This is a genomic window from Polyangium sp. y55x31 (assembly GCF_029946505.1).
GTDB lineage: Bacteria > Myxococcota_A > Polyangia > Polyangiales > Polyangiaceae > Polyangium.
Map to the genome: position 1 here is coordinate 253,146 of NZ_JARZHG010000012.1, position 24,388 is coordinate 277,533.

General features: G+C 67.8%; 17 protein-coding genes. 10 read left to right on the plus strand and 7 right to left on the minus strand.

What is annotated here, in order from left to right; genetic code table 11:
- The first annotated feature begins 17 nt into the window (after positions 1–17).
- From QHF84_RS22580 to QHF84_RS22590, 3 genes are all read left to right on the plus strand, one after another.
- Positions 18–518, plus strand: a complete 501-nt coding sequence (locus tag QHF84_RS22580; protein WP_281315439.1) for a hypothetical protein — start codon at positions 18–20, stop codon at positions 516–518.
- A gap of 394 nt (positions 519–912) precedes the next feature.
- A complete protein-coding gene (locus QHF84_RS22585; RefSeq protein ID WP_348652872.1) occupies positions 913–1,617 on the plus strand; it encodes a peptidoglycan DD-metalloendopeptidase family protein in 705 nt (234 codons plus the stop codon).
- Positions 1,618–1,781: 164 nt separating this feature from the next.
- The gene (locus QHF84_RS22590) at positions 1,782–5,213 is read left to right on the plus strand and encodes a serine/threonine-protein kinase (RefSeq protein WP_281315441.1); all 3,432 of its coding nucleotides are present in this window, start codon (positions 1,782–1,784) and stop codon (positions 5,211–5,213) included.
- 47 nt (positions 5,214–5,260) lie between these two features.
- Here the strand turns inward: QHF84_RS22590 and QHF84_RS22595 are convergent, their stop codons facing one another.
- Positions 5,261–6,217, minus strand: coding sequence for a hypothetical protein (locus QHF84_RS22595; RefSeq protein ID WP_281315442.1), 957 nt, complete (start codon positions 6,215–6,217; stop codon positions 5,261–5,263).
- 281 nt (positions 6,218–6,498) lie between these two features.
- On the opposite strand from QHF84_RS22595, the gene QHF84_RS22600 reads away from it, so the two are divergent.
- A complete protein-coding gene (locus QHF84_RS22600) occupies positions 6,499–7,845 on the plus strand; it encodes a sigma 54-interacting transcriptional regulator (RefSeq protein ID WP_281315443.1) in 1,347 nt (448 codons plus the stop codon).
- A gap of 46 nt (positions 7,846–7,891) precedes the next feature.
- On the opposite strand, the gene QHF84_RS22605 is transcribed toward QHF84_RS22600, so the two are convergent.
- The 6 genes from QHF84_RS22605 to QHF84_RS22630 form a co-directional block, all read right to left on the minus strand.
- Complete coding sequence (locus tag QHF84_RS22605) at positions 7,892–11,020, minus strand: beta-propeller domain-containing protein (protein ID WP_281315444.1); 3,129 nt, start codon at positions 11,018–11,020, stop codon at positions 7,892–7,894.
- Between the two features lie 446 nt (positions 11,021–11,466).
- Entirely contained in the window at positions 11,467–12,903 is a 1,437-nt protein-coding gene (locus tag QHF84_RS22610; protein ID WP_281315445.1) for a M23 family metallopeptidase, read from the minus strand.
- 53 nt (positions 12,904–12,956) lie between these two features.
- Positions 12,957–14,396, minus strand: a complete 1,440-nt coding sequence (locus QHF84_RS22615; RefSeq protein ID WP_281315446.1) for a glycosyltransferase — start codon at positions 14,394–14,396, stop codon at positions 12,957–12,959.
- A gap of 102 nt (positions 14,397–14,498) precedes the next feature.
- Positions 14,499–14,999 carry an adenylyl-sulfate kinase gene (locus QHF84_RS22620; protein WP_281315447.1) on the minus strand — a complete coding sequence of 167 codons (501 nt, stop codon included), beginning with the start codon at positions 14,997–14,999 and terminating at the stop codon, positions 14,499–14,501.
- Positions 14,996–16,102 (minus strand): aminoglycoside phosphotransferase family protein, encoded by a 1,107-nt coding sequence (locus tag QHF84_RS22625; protein ID WP_281315448.1) that lies wholly within the window; start codon positions 16,100–16,102, stop codon positions 14,996–14,998. Before QHF84_RS22625 ends, QHF84_RS22620 begins: the two co-directional genes overlap by 4 nt.
- 42 nt (positions 16,103–16,144) lie before the next feature.
- Complete coding sequence (locus QHF84_RS22630; RefSeq protein ID WP_281315449.1) at positions 16,145–16,549, minus strand: CBS domain-containing protein; 405 nt, start codon at positions 16,547–16,549, stop codon at positions 16,145–16,147.
- A 193-nt stretch (positions 16,550–16,742) separates the two neighbouring features.
- On the opposite strand from QHF84_RS22630, the gene QHF84_RS22635 reads away from it, so the two are divergent.
- From QHF84_RS22635 to QHF84_RS22660, 6 genes are all read left to right on the plus strand, one after another.
- Positions 16,743–17,147, plus strand: coding sequence for a hypothetical protein (locus QHF84_RS22635; protein ID WP_281315450.1), 405 nt, complete (start codon positions 16,743–16,745; stop codon positions 17,145–17,147).
- Positions 17,148–17,430: 283 nt separating this feature from the next.
- The gene (locus QHF84_RS22640) at positions 17,431–18,321 is read left to right on the plus strand and encodes a PAS domain-containing protein (protein ID WP_281315451.1); all 891 of its coding nucleotides are present in this window, start codon (positions 17,431–17,433) and stop codon (positions 18,319–18,321) included.
- Positions 18,322–18,425: 104 nt separating this feature from the next.
- Positions 18,426–18,773, plus strand: a complete 348-nt coding sequence (locus QHF84_RS22645) for a hypothetical protein (RefSeq protein ID WP_281315452.1) — start codon at positions 18,426–18,428, stop codon at positions 18,771–18,773.
- 27 nt (positions 18,774–18,800) lie between these two features.
- Positions 18,801–21,041: a TOMM precursor leader peptide-binding protein gene (locus tag QHF84_RS22650; protein WP_281315453.1), complete on the plus strand. Its 2,241-nt coding sequence runs from the start codon at positions 18,801–18,803 to the stop codon at positions 21,039–21,041.
- A gap of 25 nt (positions 21,042–21,066) precedes the next feature.
- Positions 21,067–22,515 (plus strand): SagB family peptide dehydrogenase, encoded by a 1,449-nt coding sequence (locus QHF84_RS22655; RefSeq protein WP_281315454.1) that lies wholly within the window; start codon positions 21,067–21,069, stop codon positions 22,513–22,515.
- Positions 22,512–24,239, plus strand: a complete 1,728-nt coding sequence (locus tag QHF84_RS22660; protein WP_281315455.1) for a S53 family serine peptidase — start codon at positions 22,512–22,514, stop codon at positions 24,237–24,239. The genes QHF84_RS22655 and QHF84_RS22660 overlap by 4 nt, the downstream gene beginning before the upstream one ends.
- Positions 24,240–24,388: the final 149 nt, after the last annotated feature.

The following is a 24,388-nucleotide window of genomic DNA, read 5'->3' on the forward strand; positions in this document are numbered from 1 at the left end:
AGAACGCGAGGTATGACATGCGAGGCAGGGCGACGAAGTGGACGTGTGGCATCGCGGCGGCACTCGGCGCGGTGGTACTGGCGATGGGGTGCAGCGGGAGCGACGACTACGGGCCGTGCCCCGTGGACGACGGGAGCGACGTGGTCTGCGTCTGGGAAGGCGGCATCACGTTCGTACCGGACAAGGTCGCGGTGCAGAATGGGTTCGTCTTCGTCCACGGGGAGATGATGTGGTCGCCCTGTGCCATGACCCCGGGCAAACAGATTCGTTCGTACCGCATCGACCCGTCAACTACGTTGACGACGAGGATGGACGTGCCCGCCGACGCGGAGCCGGTGCCCATCCCCCCCACGGGCAAGATCGAAGTGAAGGTGGAGGGGACCACGCGCCGAATCATCATCGACCCCGACGCCACCATCTCCGTGACCCAGTCGAAGCTCCCGATCGGCGAGCTCGTGAACGACGACAACGGAATCACCGCGCCGATCGAGATCGAAGCCGTCTGCAGCAATGAATGAACGGCCCAGGGTGGGGAACGGTTGCCCCAAGGGGTGGGGAACGCGTGCCCCACCCTGAGCCCCGTTTTCGTGATGCAGCACGCCGGCGCTTTTCGTAAAAGTTCCGCGAATGTGCAGCAGAGGCCCGATTTCGTGGTCCGGCCCCCACGATTGCGGGTCGGTACGCGCATTGCTGAACCCGTCGTCCATGCGAACGACGTCGAAGTGGTCCCTTGTCTCCAACGTGCTCGTCCTTGCCTCCGGCCTCGCGCTGAGCGGCTGCGTCGGCGAGCCCCCGGACGAGCTCGATCCGGCCTCGGCGCTCGGCGGTGACGAGTGGCTCGACGACGGGCCTCCGCCGGGAGAGGAAGCCGTCGACGAGGAGGTCGGCAGCACGAGCGAGGGCGTGAGCGACATGCCCGCCTTCCAGCTCCCGTTCCCCTGCGGGCAGGTCTGGGCCGGACAAACCCGGACGAACCACAGCCCCCAGAACTCGGTCGATTTCAACCGCAACGACGACATCGGCGACGCGGTCGTCGCTTCGGCCGGCGGCAAGGTCACCCGCGTGGCGAACGAGGGCAACACGAGTTATGGCCGCTGGATCGAGATCGACCACGGCAATGGCTATCGCAGCCGTTACGCGCACCTCAATTCGCAGCTCGTCTCGGTCGGGCAGAGCGTGAGCAAGGGGCAGAAGATCGGCACCGTCGGCAGCACGGGCGGCTCGACCGGCCCGCACCTCCATTACGAGGTGCGCCGCAACGGCGTCGCCATCCGGCCCGTCTTCAATGGCGCCACGGCGTTCTTCTACGGCACCAAGAACTACACGAGCAAAAATAGCTGCAGCGGCGACGGCGGCGGCGGCGGGTCGTCCGTCATCGGCACCGTGAACACGAACGGCGCCGCGCTCACGGTGCGCGCCGACGCGAGCACGAGCAGCGCCGCAGTCGGATCGGTCGCGGACGGCGCGAAGGTCACGATCACCTGCCAGAAGAAGGGGACTTCGGTGACGGGCACCTACGGCACCTCGACCCTCTGGGACTTCATCGGCAACGGGTACGTGTCGGACGCCTATGTCTCGACCGGCTCGGACGGTCAGGTCGCGCCGACCTGCAAGTGAGCCTGCCTCCCCTCGGTTCGTCCTGACATAAAGCTTTCCTCCCGCGCCCTCCGCTCCGCGTGTTCCTTGGTCTCCCGGTTGCAAGGGAGTTTGCCACGCGACCGGCGCCGGCTTGCGCATGTAGCGCTTGACGAGCGACGGCATTCCGAGACCAAGGTGACGTGATGGGCCAGCCCCCCAAAAAAGGCCAGGATCAGAAGACCCTCTCGGGTCCGGATGCGCTCGCGATCGCCGATACGATCGTCCCCGCCCCTCCGGAAAAAGCGGCCCCCGTCACCGTGAAGCTGGCCCGCGAGCGGCGTCGCCGGCGCGGCGCGGCGCGGCCGGATTCCACGCCGCCGCCGGCCAGCGCATCCCCCGCAGAAGCTCCCACCGAGCCGCCCCCGGCCGCGGCGCCGGCCGAGGCTCCCGCGGACATCCCGGCCGATCTTCCCGCCGCCTCCGAGCGCTCGCCGCTCGCGGATCCCAGGCGCTGGGATCGTTACGAAATCGTACGATTCCTCGGCCGCGGCGGCATGGGCTCCGTCTACGAGGCGCGCGACCGGCGGCTCGCGCGTCACGTCGCGATCAAGTTCATCCACGGCGCCGATCCCATCACGACGAAACGTTTTCTGCAGGAGGCGCGGGCGCAGGCGCGTATCGATCATCCGAACGTCTGCAAGGTCCTCGAGGTCGGCGAGGTCGAGGACAAGGCGTACATCGCGATGCAGCTCGTCGAGGGTCTCTCCCTGAACGACGCGGCGAAAGGGATGACGCTCGACGAGAAGGTGCGCGTGATGAAGACGGTGACCGAGGCCGTACACGCCGCGCACCGCATCGGCATCATTCATCGCGACATCAAGCCCGCGAACATCATGGTGGAGAAGAGCGCGAGCGCGGACGGGCCCGCCTCGTATCGCCCCGTGCTCATGGATTTCGGCCTCGCGCGCGAGGCGAGCGAGACGAAGGGCCTCACCGAATCGGGCACGGTCATGGGGACGCCGGGGTACATGCCACCCGAGCAGGCGCGCGGGAGCGTGCGCAGCATCGATCCGCGCAGCGACGTCTACAGCCTCGGCGCGACGCTCTACGACATCCTCGCCGGCGCGCCTCCGTTCGAGGACGAGAGCGCGGTCAACGTGCTGCTCAAGGTGCTGATCCAGGATCCGATCCCGCTGCGGGAGAGGGATCCGTCGATCCCGCTCGCGCTCGACATCATCGTCGGCAAGTGCCTGAACAAGGAGCCGCACCAGCGGTATCCGAACGCGGCCGAGCTCGCCGACGATCTCGAACGGTTCCTGAACCGCGAGCGCGTGCTCGCGCGCCGCCTCGGCCTGCCGACGCGCCTCTACTGGCGGGCCAAGCGCAACAAGCCGATGGCGTTCGCGGTGATCGCGCTCGTGTCGAGCCTCGTGGCGTTCGCCGGCTACGGCGTCCGCACGGTGATCGTCAATGCGCGGAACGAGGCGATCGCGCAGAAGCGCGCCGAGCTCGGGCAGAAGCTCGGCCAGGCGGTGAAGGACCTCGAATGGCTGGTGCGCAGCGCGTACCTCGTGCCGCTGCACGACACGGGCCCCGAGAAGGCGGTCGTGCGCGCCCGCATGGCCGAGATCGAGGCGGAGATGCGGAGCTTCGGCGACCTCGCGGCGGGGCTCGATCATTATGCGCTCGGCCGCGGCTACCTCGCGCTGAAGGAGTGGGATCGGGCGCACGCGGAGCTCACGCAGGCCGCCTCCCTCGGCGTGCGCGAGCCCGAGCTCGATTACGCGCTCGGGCGGGTGCTCGGCGAGCTCTACAGCCGGGCGATCGAGGAGGCGCGCAAGAGCGGCGACAAGAGCTATTTCGAGAAGCGCAAGCAGGAGCTCGACAAGGAGTACCTCGAGCCGGCGCTCGCGCACCTCACGCGCTGCCGGGGCCTGCCGACGGTGCCGGCGAGTTACCTCGAAGGCCTGATCCATTTCTACAATCGGCGCTACGACGAGGCGCTCGAGAGCGCGCGCAGCGCCCGCGGCGGGCTGTCGTGGCTCTACGAGGCCGAGAAGCTCGAAGGCGACGTGTTCATGGCCCGCGCGCTCGACGCGAAGGACCGCGGGGAGAACGAAAAGGCCGCGCGTGATTTCGCCGACGCGGTCGCGCATTACGAGCAGGCAGCGGACATCGGGCGCAGCGACCACCAGATTTACGAGGCGCTCGCCGAGGCCTGGATCCGGCAGGAGGAGATGGATCTCTACAGCGGCCGTGATCCGAAGCCGAAGCTCGACAAGGCGCTCTCCGCAGCGGACAAGGCGCTCACGGCCGCTCCTGCCGAGTCGGATGGGCACACGAAAAAGGCCTTCGCGTACCATTTCCAGGCGCGGTATGCCCAGGACCACGGCGCGGCGCAAGCCGAGGTCGAGCGGCTCTTCCGCGCGCAGCTCGACGCGGGAAAGCAGGCGATCGCCTCGCACCCCGCCGATGCCTTCGCGCAGGAGGCCATCGGCGCCGCGTACACCCGGCTCGCCCTGTACCAGCTCGACCAGGGAAAACCCGTGCAGGACCTCCTCGACCAGGCGTACGCCCATTTCGAGGAGGCGATCCGCATCAAGCCCACGTTCCCCTGGGCTTACAACGACTACGGGTATGCGCTCGCCCTCTCCGGCTCCAGCATCCGATTGCGAAATGGCGACGCGCGCGACGTCCTCGGGCGCGCGATCGACATGACCAAGAAGGCATTCGAGCTCGATGCGCAGTACCTGATCGCCTACAACAACACCTCGGCCTGGCTGACGGAGCTCGCCGAATGGCAAGCCGATCACGGAGAGAGCCCGGAGAAGACCCTGCGCGAAGCCATGCAGATGGCGGACCACGTGCTCGGCGTCAACGACAAGCACCTCCTCGCCTCCGTGAACTCTGGAATGGCCTCCGCGAGGATCGCCTCGTATCGGCTGATGACGGGCGAGGACGGGCGAGCGCCGGCCCAGGAGGCCATCGAGCGCTTCGGGGCAGCCCTCGCCATCGATTCGAATTTCCTGTTCGCCCAGCTCGAATCCGGGCGCGCGCATTACCTCCACGCGAGCCACGCGCGCCTCCAGGGAGGTGATGGGCGCCCGAGCCTCGACGAGGGGCTGCGCGCGCTCGGGCAATGCCATCGCATCGATCCCGGCAACGCGGATTGCACAATGGTGGAGGCCCAGATCCGCGCGGAGGAGGCCGAATGGGCCCGGCAGCAAGGGAAACCATCGCTTCCGCCCCTCGAACAAGCGCAGCGGCTCTCCCACGAGGCGACGCAAAAGGCCCCGGAACGCCTGGATCCGTGGCTCGTGCTCGGACAGGTCTGCCTCCAGCGGGCCGAGGCGCTCCTCGCGGCGGAACGGCCGAGCGTGCCGGCGGGCCCCGTCGTGGACGAGGGCCTCCGCGGAATCGAGCAGGCGCTGAAGCTCGCTCCGGGCCTGCCGCGCGCGCTCGCCATCGAAGGGGCGCTCCACCTGTCGCGAGCGCAGATCGATCCGGTGCAGGGAAAAACCTCGCTGGAGCGGGCAAAGGCGAGCCTGGCAAAGGCCTTCGCGGGGAACCCGCTCCTCCGGCGCCGCTATGGCAAGGCCGCGGCCGAGGTGGACCGGTTGATCGAGGGGCGATAGAGAGGAAAAAGGCGGGGGACGGCGGAGAGGGAAGAGACCGGCAGGTTTTACAGGGCCGGCGGGACGAACGTCGTGAACACGTTCGTGTAGCTGCGATTCGGCTCGCGGGTCGAGAAGAACGAGGGGCAATACAAGAGCCCGCCGCCTGCGTCCACGAGCGGCGCATTGCAGCGCTTGTTCGCGAAGTTCTGATCGGGCGAGCCCAGGATCGCGCCGGTCAGCACGATGCGGCGCGTGCAGCTCGTATCCTGCTCGGCGCAGCAGTAGTTGCCCCGCGAGCCGAAACACGCACGGCCGCTGTCCACCGGATCCGCGGTGTCGGGCCCGGCGACGTACGCGGTGGGATTCTCGGCGAACAGGTTGCCGAAGAACCCGCCCTCGCGAATGTCGAGGCGCGGATCGCTGCAGGGATCGCTGAAGGGCGAACCGCCCGGGCCGATGATGCAGATGTCCAGGGTCGCGTTGTTGCCGTTGAGGAGCGAGAGAAGGCAGGAGCTCACGCGCTCCCGTTTGTTCTCGCCATTGAGGCGATTCGTCTTCCAGTTCCCGTAGAGCTCCCACTGCCCCGCGAACGTGAGCGAGCCGTCGTTCGTCGAGACGATGAACGTCGAGCCCACCGCGCACTTGACGATGCCCTTCATCATCGGGCCGCGGTTCGTCGAATCCGCCGCCATCCATGACTCCCATTCCGGCTTCAACGTGCAGCCCGTCGCGGTCACCGTGCCGTTCTTGCAGAGCGGGAGCGGATCCGGATTCGTGGACGACGTGATGCCATAGGTGTTGGTCACGCTGCGCTTGAGAGGATCACTGTCGATGGCGAACGGCGGGAGGTTATTCGTGCCGCCCGGGCCGATCGCCTGCTCAGCCTCGTCCACCTCCGCCGCCTCGAAATCCTCGACGTCGACGAGCTCACCACCGCAGGCCGGAAGAACCAGCGCGGACGCGAGGAGCGCGCCCCCGAACCCGAACCGCGAAACCAGATGCGTGCGCTGCGTCGTCGTCATGATCATCGTCCTCCGCTAAGTCCTTGGCATCTCGGCTATCCACGTTCCGTGCCACGGCCTAAAACGCCGCGGAAAAAGCAGCGCACGCGAGCGATTTCCCTCGCGCGCGCTGCTGCCTGGAGGGCCGCGCCTCCAGGCTTGGAGGAGCGAACCTCCATGCCCTGGAGGCCCGAGCCTCCATGCCTGGAGGCCCGACCCTCCATCCCCTGGAGGCCAGGCCCTCCATCACGCGCGCCTCGACCCGCCACCCTTTGGCGAGCGCCGCGTGGTAACGTGCGAGCATGTCGACGGATGGCACCCTGCTCCTCCGCCCCAGCGCGAAAGAGCTGCGGCTCGAAGGTTTTTCGCTCACCGTGATCGAAGGCCCGGACACGGGGGCCACCCTGCGCGCCGAGAAGAGCGAGGTCTCCGTGGGCACCGCCCAGGGCAATGACCTCGTGCTCTCCGACCCGACGGTCTCTCGCCACCATATCAGCATCACCGCGACGCCCGACGGCTTCTTCCTGCGCGATTTCGATTCCTCGAACGGCACCTGGATCGGCAGCACCCGCATCCTCACGGGGTATATCGACGACGGCGCGCGCGTCCGCGTCGGGCGCACCACCTTGCGCGTCGACCTGCTCGACGAGGACATCTGCGAGGCCCTGAGCCCCGAGGATCGATTCGGCTCCGTCCTCGGCGCGAGCGACGCCATGCGCCGCATCTTCGCCGCCTTGCCCCGCATCGCGCAGTCCGAGACCACCGTCCTGCTCGAAGGCGAGACCGGCACCGGCAAGGGCGTCCTCGCCGCGGCGATCCACGAGGCGAGCGCGCGTTCCCGCGCCCCGCTCGTGGTGCTCGACTGCACGGCCATCGCGCCGACGCTCATCGAGAGCGAGCTCTTCGGCCACGTGAAAGGCTCCTTCACGGGCGCGAGCGCCGATCGCCCCGGCGCCTTCGAGCAGGCCGCCGGCGGCACCATCTTCATCGACGAGATCGGCGAGCTGCCGCTCGACATGCAGCCGAAGCTCCTGCGCGCCCTCGAAGAGAAGACCGTCAAGCGCGTGGGCGGCAATCAGCGCATCAGGCTCGACGCGCGCGTCATCGCCGCGACGAACCGCGACCTCCGGACCGAGGTCAACCGCGGCACGTTCCGCGCGGATCTCTACTATCGCCTCAACGTCGTGCGCATTCACATTCCGCCGCTGCGCGAGCGCACGGGCGACGTCGAGCGGCTCGCGCGCCATTTTTATGCCGAGCTCGCGCCGAACCGCACCATGCCGGCCGATTTGCTCGAATCGTTCTGCCGGCAGGCGTGGCCGGGCAACGTGCGCGAGCTTCGGGCCGCGGTCGAGCGCGCGGTTTTGCTCGACGATCCGGCCCTCCTGGCGCTCGGGAGCGGACCATCCGAGGGCGGCGCGGGGCCCGTCACGGGGGACGAATTCGATCTGCGCGTGCCTTACCGCATGGCCAAGCAGAGGGCCGCGGACCGCTGGGAGGAGCGCTACGTGCGCGAATTGGTCTCGCGCGCCAAAGGCAACGTATCCGAGGCGTCGCGGCTCGCGCGCATGGACCGGAGCCATTTGCGGACGCTCATCCGGAAGTACGACATTCGCAGCGGGGACGAGGCCGACGGCGGCGAGGGGTGAGGCCGAGGGCCCAGCGCACGGCGCGCGCCGGGCCCTCCGTCCGACCTCAGTTGTCCTGGAGCAGGTTCGATTCGTCCTCGCCGATCTGGAAGACGCCGAGGCGCCCGGCCGCGGCGAGGATCTGCCCGTTGTGGACGACGGGCATGCTGCTGTAATAGTAGACCGGGAAGAACGCCTGCGCCGTCACCACCGCGGGATCCTGCGCATTCGCCACCAGCGTGCCGCCGGCGACCGACAGATACCAGCGGTGATCGTCGACGCCGATGAGCGACATGCTGTTATCGAGCTTCGTCTCCCCGAGGAGGTTGAAGCCCGACTTGTTCCCATTCTGGGGATGGAAAACGCCGACCGAGGTTTGTCCGTAGGTCCACGTCGACACGTAGCTGACGACGGGATCCTCGTGATTGTCGACGGCCATGAACCGCAGGTACTTGCCGTCGAGCTTCCGGTACTTCTCGAGCTGCGCGGCATTGCCCGTCAGCTTGACCCGGGTCACGCCCTCCTCGTGCCAGCGGCCGCCCCATTGCCGATCGCGGGTGAAGATGCGGTTGTCGTAGGCATCGATGGGCGTCCCGGGGATGTTGAGGCTCGACACGAGCACGGGCGCCGAGGGGTTCGATAGGTCGTACCGCTTGAGGAAGTTCTTCGTGTACGGCCGCGGATCACTCGGGTTCGAGGCCGGGGTCCGGACCGTGACGTAGAGCTCGTTGCCGACCGTGCGCGCGTCGGCGAATTCCTCCGGCGGCGCGATCTTGGTCGGGTTGATCGTCGGGTGCGCCGGATCCGAGAGGTCGAGGATCTGGAACGAGGCGCGCATCGGATAGAGCCACGCGTCGCCCTCGTAGGATTGCCAGATGGCGTTCGGCGCGAGCGTGTTCCAATCGACGGGCACGCACGTGGTCTCCGCGCCGACGTGGACCGTGCATTCCGCGTACCCGCCCGCGCAGTACTCCTGCCCGCCCGGGGGCGTCTGGCAGGAGCGCTGGCCGGTGAGGTACTTGCAGCCGTCCTGATCCGAGGGGCACCAGGCCGGGAAGCCGCTGATCCACGCGTCGCGGGACTGGTACCAGCCGAGGTTCTCGTAGTTGCCGCTGTTCGTCTGATAGACGAGCGCGTTGTCCGTGACGAGAAGGCTGGTGTTCCAATAGTTCGTCGTCGGCAGCGCGGTCGTGACGAGCGAGCCCTTCTCCACGGGGTGCAGCGGGTCCGAGAGGTCGTAGACTTTGATCGTCGTCTCGTAGTTCGGCCAGAGCCAGCGGGCCTTCGAGGTGACGAGGTAATCACCGACCTTGTAAAAGGACGAGGACATGGGGACCTCGAACGTCGCCTCGGGCTCGGCGAGGTCCGCGTGCTCGTCGTTCGGAATGACCTCCGCCCGCGCGTTCGCGTCGTTGTTCCACCAGTAGTAGTAGCCCTCGGGGTTCCGGATGCGGATGCGGTAATCGCCCCAGGGGATGATCTTCGTGTAATCGGGGGCGAGGTCGATCTGCGAGAGCTGCTCCGGAGCGTCCACGTTCGATTGGTCGTGGAACGAGAGCACCGTGTCGGAGATGACCGCGGCGTTGTTCGTCCCGTCGAGGGGGGTCGAGCGGCGCACGTTGTCCACATGGTCGAGCGTCCCGCGGCGCGTGATCGTGCTGTTCGAGAACGTGAAGAGCTGCACCGCCGAGCGGTAGATGTACTTGTTGTTCTCCCACTTGTAGCCCGTGAAGGGCAGCATGATGAGGCCCGTCTCCGCCTCGCCCGTATCGGCCTGCACGTTCACCGCGCCTTCGAGGATCTTGAACGCGCGGTGATCCCACTGGGCGTCGGAGTAGTTCCAGGTCCCGTTGTCCTCCTCGGTCTCGGCGCGCTCGAGGAGCGGGTTCGGGTTCTGGAGGTTCGTGATGTCGTAGAGGCTCGCCGCCATCTTGCGACCATTCTGATCGTTCACGCCGATCCCGATGAGCCGCGTGCCGTTCGCCACCGGGCGAAGATAATCGTTCCAGCCCGAGACGATGAATTCGCTCTCCTCCGTGACGTTGCCGTTCGGATCGATCGAGAAGGTATGGAACGGATCGGTCTGCCGGTAGGTGACCGCGAACGCCTTGTCGTTCATGAACACGGCGCCGTAGAGCCGCTCGTTGACGCCGAAGGGCTCGTTCGCGACGAGGACGGGATTGTCCTTGTTCGTCGCGTTCCACGTCTGCAGATAACTTTGCTGGTTCCAGCCGCTCCACTCCGGACCGGAGAAGACGCGGAGCTGATTGTTGCGGAAGTCCATGTGGAACTGCGTGCGGACGTAGCCGGTCGCGCTGACCGTGCCGCGCAGCGCCATCGAGCCGTTGATGTCCGAGATGTCGACGATCGAGACATTGCTCGTCGTCGGCCAGGTCGCCATGCGGCGCGCCACGAGGAGGACGTTTCCTTCGCCCTGAATCGCGGTCACGTTGCCGCCGAGCTGGAGCTCGGTCTTCGACGTCATGGCCGTGCTCGTGACGTCGAAGCTCTTGACCACGCTCTCGTTCCTGTACTCCCAGTAGCCGTTCTCGTTGACCCAGCCGTTCTTCACGGCGGCGACGTAGAGCGAGTTCTTCGACGAGCCGTTCGCGTAACGGCTGGTCGTGATCCTGCCGGCCACGTTGTACTCGGAGATCAGCGTCGGGGATGTCGGATCGCTGATGTCGACGAGGGCCACGAGCCCACCTGCGCGCTCGCGCGCGGCGAGCTTGCCGGGATCGGCCTTGTATCCGTACCACTCGTTCAGCAGCACCACCGCGTGGTTTCCGTCGACGTACATCTCGACGGGCGTGCCCGAGATGGGCAGCTTGCCGATGATTTGCGGGTGCGAAATGTCGCTGTAGTCGACGACCTGAAGACCGCGGTAGCGGTTCAAGTTGAGCAGCCGCCCACCGCCCATCACGCGGTAGATATCGCCCTCTTCGAGCTCGCGATCGTCCTCCTCCTCTTCCTCTTCTTCCTCCTCTTCTTCCTCTTCTTCTTCCTCGCCCCACCAGATCTGAGCGAATTCGCCGGCCGTCAGGAACGACGGCGCGCTCTTGACCGGCGCCCCGTCCTCGGCGGTCCTCTCCTCGTCGCCGGGGCCCCCGCTCCCCGCGCAACCCGGCCCCACGAGCAAGAGCAACGCGCCGAGCCACGCCGTGCTCGTCGCAATTCTTCTACGGAAAAAAGCCATCGCAGCGCCTTCTTTCTTCCTTCACATGAAATGAAGGAATATCGATTCCATCATAGTCTTCCCGCGGCGCCCGAGGAGGTAAAAACGGGTGATTCCAGAGCGTCAGTATTCTGCCGGCCTCCCCGTCCGAGGCGCGCCCGCGTGTCCTCGCCAACGTCGCCCTGAGGCATTTCCCGACACCGGCGAGGCTGCGGCGTGACACGGGCGAAATCTCTTGAGCCCAAGACACGCCTGTGCCTTCGCGCGGCGGTTCGTGGCAGAATGCGGCGGACGCATGCCAGCGAGCCCGCATTGCCCGAGAAGCCTCCTCGCTGTCGTCCTTTTCGCGGGGGCATGCGACCGTGCCACACCCCCGCCGCCTCCGTCCGCGCCGCCTCACCCGCTTCGGCGACCTTCGCTCCGAACGCCACGACGGCGCCGCTGGAAGCTTCCGCGGCGCGCCCGACTCAGAAGTGATGCGCGTCGATAAAATCGTGCGGCGCCAGGATCTGATAGCCGCTCAGGCTGCACCCATTGTTCGTTCCCGAGGCCGTGTACGACTCCGGCGCATTCGCGAGGTCGGCGTGCCCGAGCCCCGGAACGCCGCCCGATCCGTCGTATCCGCAAGCGCCTCCACCGTTCAGGCCCGCGATCTTGTCGCAGAGGTTCTTCGGCGCGATGAAATAATGCAGGTGGGAGTTCGAGCCCTGGTCGAGGACGGTGCCGATCTGATCGCCGCGCGCGACGGTTTGTCCCGGAGACACCGTGCGCGTGGCGAGATGCCCATAGAAAGAGCACACGCTCGTTCCATCCGGCATCGGGTGCTGCACGAGGATCACGTTCACGTACGAGCTCCCGTTCGGCGCGGAGACCAGCACGACCCCGTCCGCCACCGAGTACACGGGCGCATTCGCGGCGCCGGCCTTGCCGATGTCCTCCGCGAGGTGCGCGCCGCCGTAAACGTCCCAGTAATGCCCGAGGACTTGCCAGACCTGCCATCCGGCGCCGCCTGCGGGGCTCGTGCTCTTGTCGCCCACGGGGTATCCGAAGGCCCCGCCGGTCGGCGGCTGCGAGTTCGGAATCCCGGGGCCGCAGCACCCGGCCTTGCAATCCCAGGTGATGACGCCCGAACCCTTGCAAGCGCCGTTGTTCCCGTCGTCGCAGCTCGCGCTCGAATTGTAGAGCCCCGCGAGCACGCCGCACGAGGGACTGCAGCAGCGCACGCAATCACTCGTCGGCGTGCCCGTCCCCGCACACCAGTTGTGGGTGCCGTCGTCGCACGTGAAGGTGCCCCCGGGCCACCCATTGGCCGCTGCCAGATCGGCACAGCTCGCTTGCCCCCCGCCGCCGCTTCCGCTCGACCCCGGATTCGAGCTGCCCTCGACGAGCGCCTCGATCTGGCATTGCGCGACGGGATTGCCCGGATTGCCGCCGTTCTCCCCCTCGACGAACGTGAACGTCAAGGTGCCGGGATCGTAACCGTACACGGTGTACGTCCACGTATATGGCCCCGAGCCCACGACGCCGCCCCATTGCGAGGCGGGCGCGCCCGGCCCGGTCACCTTCATGTCGACGTAGGCATACGGGGTCTGATTCGTGTACGAGACCGTGAGGATCGGCGAGGTGATGGGATTGCTGTCGAACGCGAATCCCGCGTCACACGGCAGCATCGGCAAGCTACCGCCGCTCCCCGAGCCGGGCCCCACGCCGGTCGAGGACGTCATTCCGCCCATACCACCGCTGCCGCCCATCCCCGCGCCGCCGGAGCCGGGTCCGGTCGCGCCTCCGCTTCCCCCTGCCCCGCCGCTGCCCGAGGGCGAAGACGAGCCCGACGAGGAGCACGCCAGAGGAATCCATACCAGCAGAAAAACGCCCGAGCGGATGGTTCGTGCTGCGAAAGGCATGACGAGGGCGAGACTATCGAAGGAATGAGAGTGAGGAAAGCCCTTTCACCCCCTCATGCCGCGACGAGACGACCGATGATCTCGCCATACTGGACGAGGTGCCGGACCCCGAGAAATCGCTGCCGCACACGCTCGCGCGCCGCGGCGCCGAGGCGCTCCGCGAGCGCCCGATCCGCGAGGACCCGGTGGAGCTCGCCCGCGAACGTGTCGAGATCGTTCGGATCCCGCAGAAGCACCCCGCTCACCCCATCTTCGATCTGATCCTGGATGCCGCCGACCGCGCTGGCGATCACGGGGCGCGCCTTCCACATCGCCTCCGTCACCGTCAGGCCGAAGCCCTCGTGCAGGCTCTTCTGCACGACAATCGCCGCATGGCGCTGCAGCGCATTGACGATCACCGCATTCTCTTCGACGTCCGCGGTCGGCAGCATCGCGAGGTGGACGTGGACGCGGACGGCCGGCGGCTCTTCGAGAAACGCACGGTAGACCGAATCGAACACCGCGGGCCCCTCCGGGTCGTCGGCCACCGCGCGTACGTTTGGGCCCGCGAGCACGAGGTCGACATCGGGGGCGGCGTGGTTCTCGACCATCGCCGAAAAACCCCGGAGCACGCCGAGCATGTCCTTCAGGGGATCCCAGCGGGATACCTGGACGACGAGCGGCGTCTCCCAGGCGGGCGCGCGACCGAGCCGAACGATGTCGGCCGAGCGCTCCACGCGCCCGGGCGTGTCGTCGCTGCGCGAGAATCCATAATGAGGCGAGGGCGGCGGAGGTCCTTCGAGGATGCCGACGTGGACGAGGATCGAGCGGACGGTGAGATCGTCGAGGTCGATGTTTTTCGCCGAGAACGCGTCGATGCTCGGCTGGATGATCGACGCGCGGCCATCACGATACCGCGCCGGAACATACGTCTCCCGGGAGAAGATCATGACTCGGACGACGTCGAGGTAACGCGCCAAAAACCGCCAGCCGAGCTCCGTGTCGTCATTGGTCTCGTCCGCGCCGATATGACACCGCCAGAGGACGCGCGCGCCCGCCGCGAGGAGCGTCGGCGCGAGGCCCGCGGTTTGAGGATCGTGGAGCAGCACCACGTCGCCGGGGCGGATGAGCTCGCGCAGCTCGACCGCATTGTGGCAGAGATTCGACGCGTACACCGCGTGCTCCGCCTCGTCGAGGGGAGAGCCGTCGCCGCGCTCGCCGTGGAGCGCGTGGTGGAGGCGCTTCGTGATTCGAAAGAAATCGGGCGAGCCGCCGATGGTCAACCACCGCACGTCGAGGCCCGCGCCACGCGCATACCCGAGGAGCGAATGCAGCATTTCCGCGACGCCGCCGCCCACGGCGGTCGAGTTGACGTTCCAGATGACGCCGCCGGCCAGCCGCTCGAAGAGCCAACGCGCGAGGTTTCGCGCCTCGTCGACCGCGGGTTGGCCGAGGAGGGGCACGAAGCGCTCGAGCGAGCGGATCTGCGCCTGGACTTCGTGCACGAGGGGCATCCATCGCGCTTCTAAGACCGACGGTCGGTCGCGGGGATCGCTTGTCAGGTCGAATGCGACGGAAACACCGAGCAGGCGGTAGCGATGCGCGTGAAAACGGGCTCAGCCGGACAGGCGGACGATGTTCTGCACCGCCTCCTCGTCGTGCCCGCCGAGCGCGACCACGTCGGGCGCCTCGGGCGGCTCGTACGGGAGATCGAAGCCCGGCAGCCCCGAAACCTTGCCCTCGCGTGCCGCGGCATAAAGCCCCTTGGCGTCCCGCTCCGCGCAGCGCTCGACCGGAGCGCAGACGTAGACCTCGAAGAAGCGGGGCGCGACGGCGCGCGCTTTTTCACGAAAGACGCGCAGGTGCGCCGTCGCCGGCACGAGCACCACGTGGCCTTGCTGCGCCAGCATCGCCGCCAGGTTCCCGAGCGTCTCGTAAAAATGGGCCCGCGCCTCCTCGCCGTACCCCGGCGGCGGCCGCATCGCCGCGCGCACCGCGTCTCCATCGAGCAGGATGCTCGGCCGGTTTGCCTCGACGAACCGCTGAAATGTGGCGCGTGCCAGCGTCGATTTCCCCGACGAAGGGAGCCCCGTGATCCACACGACGACGCCGCTCACGGGAAGAGCCCCTCCGCCTCGTCGGGGTCGAACCACGGCGCGTCGAGGACACGCTCGACGAACCCGAGCAGCGCGTCCCGCGTGCTCGCGTGGATCGACGGATACCAGCGCGGGTTGCACAACACGAGCGCTCGCCAGGCGAGGAAAGGCGCGGCCACGGAGAAGAGCTCCCGATCTCCGGTCACGTCGAGGTAGGTCCGGAAAAACGTCCGCCAGAGCGTCCGGAACGCGCCGTGCCAGGAGCCGGGCGCTTCGAGCGCGAAGAACAGATAATTGATCGACAAACAGGTGACGTCGTCCGCGGGATCGCCGGTCGAGCCGCGGCTCGTGTCGAGGAGCCGGGGTTCGCCCGCGCGGTCGAAGACCACGTTGAAGGGATGGAAATCGCCGTGCGTGCGGCGCAGGCGCTCGCCGCGGCCCTTGAGCTTCCACCGCCACGACAGGCAGCGCTTTTCGATGCCGAAGAGCCGCTCGGGCGGCGCCATCGGCACGCCGTTCGGATACCCGTCGACGAGCCCGAAAATGCCCTCCCCGTGCCCGAGGAGATCACGGATCGCGCGCCGGTACGTCGCGGGTCCGTCCTGACGAACCGCGTGCACCTCCGCGCAGAGACGCGCGAGCGCCTCACAGCGCGCGACGTCCCGGTCCGTGAGGGCGCGCTCGCGGGCGATCCGCCGGAGATCGTCGGCGTAGACGTGGCCCTCGACGTATTCGGTGACGAGGTAAAACTCACCGCTCCGGCAGAGCGACGCGAGGCGTCCATCGTCGAGGACCGCGCCCACGTCGAGCGCGCGCACGTGCCGCGGGATCTTCGAGAACGTATCGTACGCGAGCAGCATGTTCGCGGCCCGGTCCGCGCGCCGGTCGTGCCCGAATTCGTCCGGGCCGGCCGTGTGCAGGCAGAGGTCGCACTCCGTGCCGTCGGGTCGGCGCACGCGGATGCGCAAGGGCACGCCGTATCCGATGGCCTTGCCCGTCGCGCCGCCGTCGTCGTCCTCGTCAGGGCCGAGGCGCGAGACCCGCAAGACGGCCGCGCCCGGCATCACACCGGCGACGAGCCCACGGATCTCGTCCTCGATCTCGGGCGGCCTTTCTCTCGTCATCACGTCACCTCCGAAATGCGCTCCGACGAGCGGGCGGCGTCGTCATCCTTTGCCGTCGAGCGCGTCGGCGAGGGCGCGCAGCGCGTCGGTCGTCGTGAACACGCCAATGACGTGTCCCTCCCTCATCACGACGGCCGCGCCGTAGCGGTGCTCCGCCATCTCGCGCGAAACACCCGCGAGCAGGGCGTCCGGCGCGACCGTGAACGGCAGCGGGGTCATGGCCTCCTCCACACGAAGCTTCTGCGGATCCACGTCGCGCAGCGCCTCGACGAACGCGAGATCCCGCTCGGAGAGCATTCCGACGAGCCTGCCGCCCCGGAGGACGGGCAGGTGCCGGATGTGGTGCTCGCGCATGAGCTTGTGCGCCTGCACCAGCGTCTGATCGAACCCGATCGAGTGGGGGCTGCGGGTCATGTAGTCCGAGACGGTGGGGTTCTTCGTGTTCATGGGGTCCTCGACGGTGAAGCGCTAGCAAGACCGTGACCAGACGTGCTCGCGCGGCGCCTCGCGAAAAACGCGACCGAGGAGGCGCCAAAAATGCGCCGCCGCGCAGACCGTGCGCCTCGGGGCCCGCCTCGGGGCCGTCCTCCCGCTCGCCTTGTCGAGCCCGGACGTGCCGGGCACAATGGCAATCGAGAACATGAAAGCCCCGGAAGATCGCCTGCAGGACCTCCACGACGCGCTCCGGCGCGCGCTCGCGACGCTCTCCACGCATCCGTGGAAGAACCGCGTGGACGACGTCGCCCGCGCGGTCGCCGCGACCGATGTCGGGCTCCGCGTCATCCTCGCCGCGCAGCTCACGGCGAACCTGTGGCATTCGCGCCAGTACGACGAGGACGAGGCGTATCGCGAGGTTCAGGATACCTACCACGGCGCGGTCGCCGCTGCGGCGACGGTGGCGCTCGAGCTGCTCGCGTACGAGGAAGCCGAGGGGTACATGCTCGCCAACCCCGGGAGCCGGGAGGTGCAGGGGCTCCTCTCGTACAAGGAGGCGACGGAGCGAATGCGCGCGAGCGTGATGAGGCAATGCCGCGCCACACGCTGATTCGTTGCCCTCACCGTGTGGTAGCGCGCGATACCGGTCGTACGATGTGATTACGGACACACGGTCTCCACCAATCATCAGGCGCGGGCAGCCGCCCGCGATCCCCTCGACGTACGCGCATGGCCAGATGGTACCCATTCATATGTACAGCCCAAGCCGGCTCTCCACACCCGATTGATGGAGGATTGAAGCGGCGCCCGGATCGGCGGTATCATCGGCGTGGGGGTCAGTGCGCGTGAGAGCATCGCTTCTGAGGCGCACGGACTGGGGGAGAAAAATGACCATGGAAGAGCAAGCACTGAGCGCCGAGGCGCTTCGTTCCGAGGTGGCAGCGCTGCGGGCACGCCTGCAGGAGGCCGAGATGCGCAGCCGCATGCTCCGGGACCTCATCGACTGCGTGCCCGGGGCCGTCTGGGAAAGCTGGTTCGTCGAGGATCCGAGCCGCGGACGCGTCGGGTACGTGAGCCGGCCGATCCGAGACATCACCGGCTACACACAGGAAGAGTGGCTCGCGCAGCCAAGCCTCTGGTCCGATCTGGGGCACCCGGAGGACAGGGATCGCGTGCTCGTCGCGAACCAGCAGCTCGAACGAAACGGCCGCTCGGTCCTTCGTTGCCGCTGGATTCGCCGAGACGGCGAGGTCCTCTGGGTCGAGGCGCAGACCGTGTGCGTGCGTGACGAAGACGGGCGAGCCGTGGGGCTGCGCGGGATCATCATGGACGTCACCACCGTCGTTCGCGCGGAGCAGGACCGCGCCACCGCTCTCCTTCAACAGGAGGCGCTCCGTGTGAAAGAGGCGGCGCTCCTCGAGCTCTCCACGCCCCTCATCCCCGTGAGTGACGCGGTGATGGTCATGCCGCTCGTCGGCGCCATCGACCCGGCGCGCGCCGAGCGTGCGATCACCGTCCTCCTGGAGGGCATGGCCCGGAGCGGGGCGCGTGTAGCGATCCTCGACATTACGGGCGTCCCGCAAGTCGACGCCGAGATCGCCGACGCCCTCGTGCGCGCCGCGCGTTCGGTCACGCTACTGGGCGCCGAGCCGATGCTCACAGGCATCCGTCCGGAGGTCGCGCAGACGCTCGTCTCGCTGGGAATCGACCTCTCTGGAATCAGCACGTACAGCACCCTGCAAACGGGTGTCGCCAGCGCGATGCGCCGCGCCCGCGCGCTCTAAAGATAACGTCACGTTACAGACGCACCTCGTTAAAAAAATACACCACAAAGAGGAGTAGCACACGCGGTAAGAATGCGTTAAGGTTTTGACTTTAGAGGCGTATCATGGATAAACAGCATACACTCAACAAGGTGCAGTGGGGGTTCCTCGTCGCTCATGCCTGGGCGGAGGCGTCGTTCCGTAAAGAGCTCGAGGTGGACCCTTCGCGCGCGATCAAGAGCTTCGCCCAGGAGCAATTCGGCCTGGAGCTAGCGCATGACGTCGCGCTCCCGATGGACTTGCCGCTGCCGCCCGCGGATCTCACGGTCGAAGCGCTGGGAATGGAGCTCGGCCCGGCGCCCGCGACGGGGTGCGGCTCCGCGACCGGATGCGGCTCCGCGACAGGGTGCGGCTCCGCGACCGGATGCGGCTCCGCGACCGCGGGGGACGTGCATACGAGCAAGAGCAACTGATCAAAACCGGCTGCCGCCCGACCGCACATGCTCACGCGCCCACGTTTCAAGCATTCCTATCGCGTCGAGCTCATCGAGGGCGAGGGCGTCTACCTCCTCTGGGAGGGCGGCAGCCACGTACTCCATGGCCGAACCTATCAGGTGCTCGCACCTCTCCTGACCGGGACGCTGACCGAACAGGAGATCTGCGAGCGCCTGGAGCCGCACGCCTCGCCCGCCGAGGTCTTTTACGCCATCACCATGCTCCGCAAAGGCGGCTTCGTCACGAACGATGCGGCGGAGATGCCTCGCGCGGAGGCCGCTTTCTGGGAGGCGCTCGGCGCCGAGCCCGCGCAGGCCCAGGCGCGCATCCGCCGAGCCCGCGCCGTCCTCGTCGCCATGGGCGACGTCGATACGAGCGAGCTCGCCGAGGCCCTCGCCGAGCTCTCGCTGGAGACGGGCTCCGACGGGGATTTTCCCATCGTCGTCGTGGACGATTACCTGCGCCCCGAGCTCGACGCCTGGAACCGGGCCCAGCTCGACAAGGGAAAGCCTTGGCTCCTCGCTCGACCGGCCGGCCGTGATGGATGGCTCGGGCCGCTTTTCGTTCCGGGCAAGACGGGATGCTGGCGCTGCCTCGCGCATCGCCTGGAGGGACATCGCCGGGTCGAGCGATATCTCGAGCGCCGCACCGGCAAGCCTGTGCATCCGCCGGCCCTCGCGGCGCTCCCCTCCACGCGTCGCGCCTTCGCCTCGACCATGGCCACCGCCGTCGCGCGCTGGGCCGCTCTGGGCGGGATCCCGGACCTCGAAGGGCGTGTCATCACGTTCGACACGACCACGTTCGAGAGCCGCACGCATACCCTCGTGCGGCGCCCGCAGTGCCCGGCGTGCGGCGATCGTGACATCGTCGCGCGGGGACAAACCTCCCCCGTCGTCCTCGAGCCCACGCCCCGCACGTTCTCGGCCGACGGCGGATTCCGGCAGGCGACGCCCGAGGAAACGTACGAGCGGCTCGCGCATCACCTGAGCCCCATCACGGGCATCGTGAGCCGCCTGCGCCGCACCGTGCGCCCCGAGGACGACCCTCGGCTCGTCTTCTCGTATTCGACCGACCACAATTTCGCCCAGATGGCGCACGACCTCTCGTCGCTCCGCGGCAGCATGCGCAGCTATTCCGGGGGCAAAGGTCGGACGGACATCCAGGCGAAGACCGGCGCGATTTGCGAGTCGATCGAGCGATATGCGGGCGTCTTCCAGGGCGAGGAGGCGCGCGTCCGCGCCGACCAGGCGGCGCTCGGCGAGGAGGCGATCGACCCGGTCCTCTTGACGGGGTACAGCGCGCGTCAATATGCCGAGCGTGCGCATTGGAATCGACACGGCGAGGTGTGCACGTGGGTCCCCGAGCCCTTCGACCCTGCGCAAGCGATCGAATGGAGCCCGGTCTGGTCATTGACCGAGAAGCGGCGGCGCTTCGTGCCCACGGCGTTCTGTTATTACGGCTATCCGTTCCGGGAGGGCCCCGTGTTCACGCGGGCGGACTCGAATGGAAACGCCGCGGGCAACACGCGAACCGAGGCCGTGCTGCAAGGGTTCTTGGAGCTCGTGGAGCGCGACGCGGTCGCGCTCTGGTGGTACAATCGCCTGCGCGTGCCGGGGGTGGACCTCGGGAGCTTCGAGGAACCTTATCTGCTCGACACCGCCCAGCACTGGCGCAACCGCGGGCGTGAGCTCTGGGTCCTCGACCTGACGAGTGATCTCGGCATTCCCACGTTCGCGGCGATTTCACGACAGCTCGGCGGGCCCTTTCCATCCATCATGTTTGGCTTCGGCGCGCACCTCGACGCGCGCCTGGCGTTGCTCCGCGCGGTCACCGAGCACAACCAGCTCATCCCGTTCGTGTTCACGGGCGACGCGGGCAAACCCTCGCCGGGCGGGCTGATCGTCGACTGGTTGCGGCAGGCGACCGTGGAGTCCGAGCCTTATTTGCGACCGAGCGTCGCTCCTCCCCGCACGCCGCGTGATTTCGCTCCGCCCGTGGGTGAGGACCTCCGCGAGGCTGTGGAGTTTTGCGTGGAACGGGCCCGCGACCGCGGGCTCGAAACCCTGGTGCTCGATCAAACCCGGCCCGACACGAGCCTCGTGGTGGTCAAAGTGATCGTGCCGGGGCTCCGCCATTTCTGGCCGCGCTTCGGCCCCGGCCGGCTGTACGACGTGCCTGTCGCCATGGGCCGGCTCGAAGCGCCTCTCCCCGAGGAATCCATGAATCCTCATCCGATATTCATCTAGTGCGTGTCGCGGAGCTGATGTTGCGATGATGGAAACCTGGCGCAGACGGCTCGGCCTCCGCTTCCGCGAGGGCGTCACCTGGACCCGCGACGAGGTCGGCGCCGCTCGATTGACGTCGCCCTCGTTCCCCCCGATTCCGCTCGGCGCGCTTTCACAAGCGTTGCTCGCCGCGTTCGAACGCCTCGGCGCCGAGGGCTCCACGCTCGAAGCGCTGACCGAAGGTATCGCCGAGAAGGACGGGCCCCTCGCGGTGGCGACGTTGCTCCATCACCTCCGCCGCCTGGAGCAACTCGCGCTGCTCGCCTATGCCGTGCGTGACGGCGATACCACGATCGCGGTGCTGCAGCCGACCTCGCCCTCGTTTTCGCTGGGCGGCGGAGGCATCGACCCCGAGCGCCATTATGTGCTCTCCCGCTTCGCATACCAGCGTCGCATCGGTGAGGGCCTCGTGCTGGAATCGCCCCGCTGTCATGCGCTCCTGCGCATCGAAGATGCCCGGACCGCCGCCCTTTGCTTTGCGCTCGCCCGCCCGACCGCGCCCGCGGCCCTCGCCGTGCCCGGGGCGAGCTCCGAGGCCATGGCCACCCTCGTCGGCCTGCTGGTCGCTGCCGGATTCGTGATCCCGGTCGAGCATGCGGGAGAGACCGAGGAAGAGCAGGTATTTCAGCTCGCGAGCTGGTCCTTCCACGACCTGCTCTTCCACGCGCGCAGCCGCCCCGGCCGCCATTCCTGGCCTTGCGGCAAGACGTACCCCTTCCGCGATCGCGTCCCGCCGCCTCCCGCCCTGCGGCCGCGGCGCGACTCGGCCGAGCCTCTCCTTTCGCTTTACCGCCCGGACCTCGACGCGCTCCGCGCGAGCGACCGCCCGTTCACGGCCGTGCTCGAGGGCAGGCGCAGCGTATACGCGCAGGGGCGCGAGCCCATTTCGGTCGAGCAGCTCGGTGAGCTCCTCTATCGGTCGGCGGGGGTCCGCGCGCATATCCCCGCGACGCCCGAATCCGGCTACGACATCACCATGCGCCCGTCCCCCTCCGGCGGCGCTTGCCACGACCTCGAAATCTACCTCGCCGTCGATCGCTGCCGTGGCTTGGAATCGGGCCTTTACCATTACGATCCCGCCGGGCATACCCTCGCCCGTGTCCGGGGTCGCACGCCCGAGGTCACGGCCCTGCTCACGGGCGCTGCGTTCTCGACGCGCCACACCACATTGCCGCAGGTGCTCATCTGCCTCGCGAGCCGATTCCAGCGCGTGTCCTGGAGCTACGAGGGCATTTCTTATTCGGTCACCCTCAAGAACGCGGGCGTGCTCTACCAGACGTTTTACCTGGTCGCGACCGCGATGGGCCTCGCCTGCAGCGGCGTGGGTCGGGGTGATTCGGACCTGTTTTGCAAGGCCGCCGGCACCGATTATTATGCGGAGACGACGGTGGGTGAGCTCGTGCTCGGCAGCCGTCGCGAGGGAGACGAATCATGAAGCGCGATCGTGTCGACATCGAAGGCAGCGCCCGACCGCCCCTCTTCGGCGCTGTCTTCCAGGGCAACGTCACCCCCGACGAAATCGTGACCGCCGTGCTTTGGCTACGCACCCCGCAAGGCTCTCCACCTCTCGTGGAAACAGCCTGGCACGTGGTCCGGACGCGCGAGCCCTGGTCACACGAGCGTTATGCGGCCACCTATGCAGCGAGCGCGGACGACCTCGCCCGCATCGAAGCGTTTGCCCGCGAGCACGACCTCTCGGTGGTCGACGCCCATCGCGCCGCGCGGACGGTGACGCTCCGCGGAACCGGGAGAGCTTTTCAGGCAGCGTTCGGCGTGAAGCTGAAACGTCATGCCTACCAGGGGGAAGTCGACATCACCCACGACGCGCCCCTCTCTGTCCCCGCGAGCCTCGAAGGCCTGATCCTCTGGGTCTTCCTGCCCCGCCACGCGCCCGTCGTGGAGGACGTCCCGCCGCCGCGAAGACGCACCGAAGCCCCCAAAGCGTCCCCTGCCGCCGCTCCGGACAAACCGTGGCGATTCCACCCGCCGCCCCATTTCGCCGATCTATACGATTTTCCGACCGAATTCACCGGCGAGGGCGTCTGCCTCGGGGTGCTCGCGCTTTACGGTGGCTTCTCCCCGGACGACATGCAGGTCTATTTCGAAGGCCTCGGCATGCGCGTGCCGGACATCGTCACCGTGGGGCCCAACCGCTGGGCGACCGGGCACGACACCTGGGCGAATTACGAAGTCAGCATGGACGCGCAGATCGCCTTCTCCTGCGCGCCCGGGGTCCGGCCCGTGGTTTATTTCTCGGGCGCACGCGGAAACGACGACACCACGAGCTACACTTATTTCCAGCTCTTCAACGCCGCGCTCTTCGATACGGTGAATCGGCCCTCCGTGCTCACCCTCAGCGCCGGGCTCCCCGAGGATCTGCCCGGCGTGTGGACCCGGGCCGAAGCCGTACGAATCAACGAGCTGTTCGTCATCGCCGCCATCCTCGGCATCACCATCTGCCTTCCCTCAGGCGACTCGGGATCCATCTTCCCCATGGCGCAGGGCATGTTCTCCGCCCCCTCGCTGGTCTATTTCCCCGGCTCGAGCCCCTGGGTCCTCTGCTGCGGCGGCACGGCGCTGGTCCTCGACGAGCACGGCGCTCGGAAGGACGAGGTGGTGTGGAATCGCCTCGCCGACACCATGTTCCTCGCGTACGGCAATGCCGGCAGGATCGCCAACCTCGGCAGCGGCAGCGGCGGCGTGAGCTTTTATTTCGAACGCCCCGAATGGCAGGCACGCGCCTCCGTCCCCGCCCGGACCTTCGCCACGTTCCGCGACTGGATCTTCACCGAGCCCGCGAGCACGTTCGCCGGCCGCGGCTGCCCCGACGTCGCCGCCCACGCCGATTTCCTCGAAGGGTACCGCATCTTCGTGGACGGCGCGTATCGTTATGGCGGAGGCACGAGCGCGGCCGCACCCCTCCTCGCGGCGCTCGTCGCCCGCCTCTGCCAGGGCGTGGGGAGACGCCTGGGATTCCTCAATCCGCTGCTTTATCGATTGCAACTCGAAGAGGGGGCGAACGTCTTCCGACCCATCGTCGCTGGCAACAACGGCGGTTATGCTGCCTCCCCGGAGGCGGGCTGGAACGCGTGCACCGGTCTCGGCGCCCCCCGCGGGCGAGCGCTGCTCGAAGCGCTCCGCAAGGTGTACGGCGTCTAGCAGCCCGTGGATCTACGCCACCCCAATCGCGATCCCAACATCCCGCCCATGACCCGGCTGCATCCCGTCCCACGCAGCCCGGGAAAATCGTGCCAATTGCCTCGGCATGCGCCGTACCAGAGCCACCATGGCGGCCCATATCACCAAGA

Excerpts from the sequence above, each read along its gene's own strand:
- QHF84_RS22595 (WP_281315442.1), bottom strand. The coding sequence starts at position 6,217 with ATGACGACGACGCAGCGCACGCATCTGGTTTCGCGGTTCGGGTTCGGG.
- QHF84_RS22660 (WP_281315455.1), top strand. The coding sequence starts at position 22,512 with ATGAAGCGCGATCGTGTCGACATCGAAGGCAGCGCCCGACCGCCCCTC.
- QHF84_RS22650 (WP_281315453.1), top strand. The coding sequence starts at position 18,801 with ATGCTCACGCGCCCACGTTTCAAGCATTCCTATCGCGTCGAGCTCATC.
- QHF84_RS22615 (WP_281315446.1), bottom strand. The coding sequence starts at position 14,396 with ATGCCCCTCGTGCACGAAGTCCAGGCGCAGATCCGCTCGCTCGAGCGC.
- QHF84_RS22585 (WP_348652872.1), top strand. The coding sequence starts at position 913 with ATGCCCGCCTTCCAGCTCCCGTTCCCCTGCGGGCAGGTCTGGGCCGGA.
- QHF84_RS22635 (WP_281315450.1), top strand. The coding sequence starts at position 16,743 with ATGAAAGCCCCGGAAGATCGCCTGCAGGACCTCCACGACGCGCTCCGG.
- QHF84_RS22580 (WP_281315439.1), top strand. The coding sequence starts at position 18 with ATGCGAGGCAGGGCGACGAAGTGGACGTGTGGCATCGCGGCGGCACTC.
- QHF84_RS22590 (WP_281315441.1), top strand. The coding sequence starts at position 1,782 with ATGGGCCAGCCCCCCAAAAAAGGCCAGGATCAGAAGACCCTCTCGGGT.
- QHF84_RS22605 (WP_281315444.1), bottom strand. The coding sequence starts at position 11,020 with ATGGCTTTTTTCCGTAGAAGAATTGCGACGAGCACGGCGTGGCTCGGC.
- QHF84_RS22645 (WP_281315452.1), top strand. The coding sequence starts at position 18,426 with ATGGATAAACAGCATACACTCAACAAGGTGCAGTGGGGGTTCCTCGTC.
- QHF84_RS22610 (WP_281315445.1), bottom strand. The coding sequence starts at position 12,903 with ATGCCTTTCGCAGCACGAACCATCCGCTCGGGCGTTTTTCTGCTGGTA.
- QHF84_RS22655 (WP_281315454.1), top strand. The coding sequence starts at position 21,067 with ATGATGGAAACCTGGCGCAGACGGCTCGGCCTCCGCTTCCGCGAGGGC.
- QHF84_RS22630 (WP_281315449.1), bottom strand. The coding sequence starts at position 16,549 with ATGAACACGAAGAACCCCACCGTCTCGGACTACATGACCCGCAGCCCC.
- QHF84_RS22625 (WP_281315448.1), bottom strand. The coding sequence starts at position 16,102 with ATGACGAGAGAAAGGCCGCCCGAGATCGAGGACGAGATCCGTGGGCTC.
- QHF84_RS22640 (WP_281315451.1), top strand. The coding sequence starts at position 17,431 with ATGGAAGAGCAAGCACTGAGCGCCGAGGCGCTTCGTTCCGAGGTGGCA.
- QHF84_RS22600 (WP_281315443.1), top strand. The coding sequence starts at position 6,499 with ATGTCGACGGATGGCACCCTGCTCCTCCGCCCCAGCGCGAAAGAGCTG.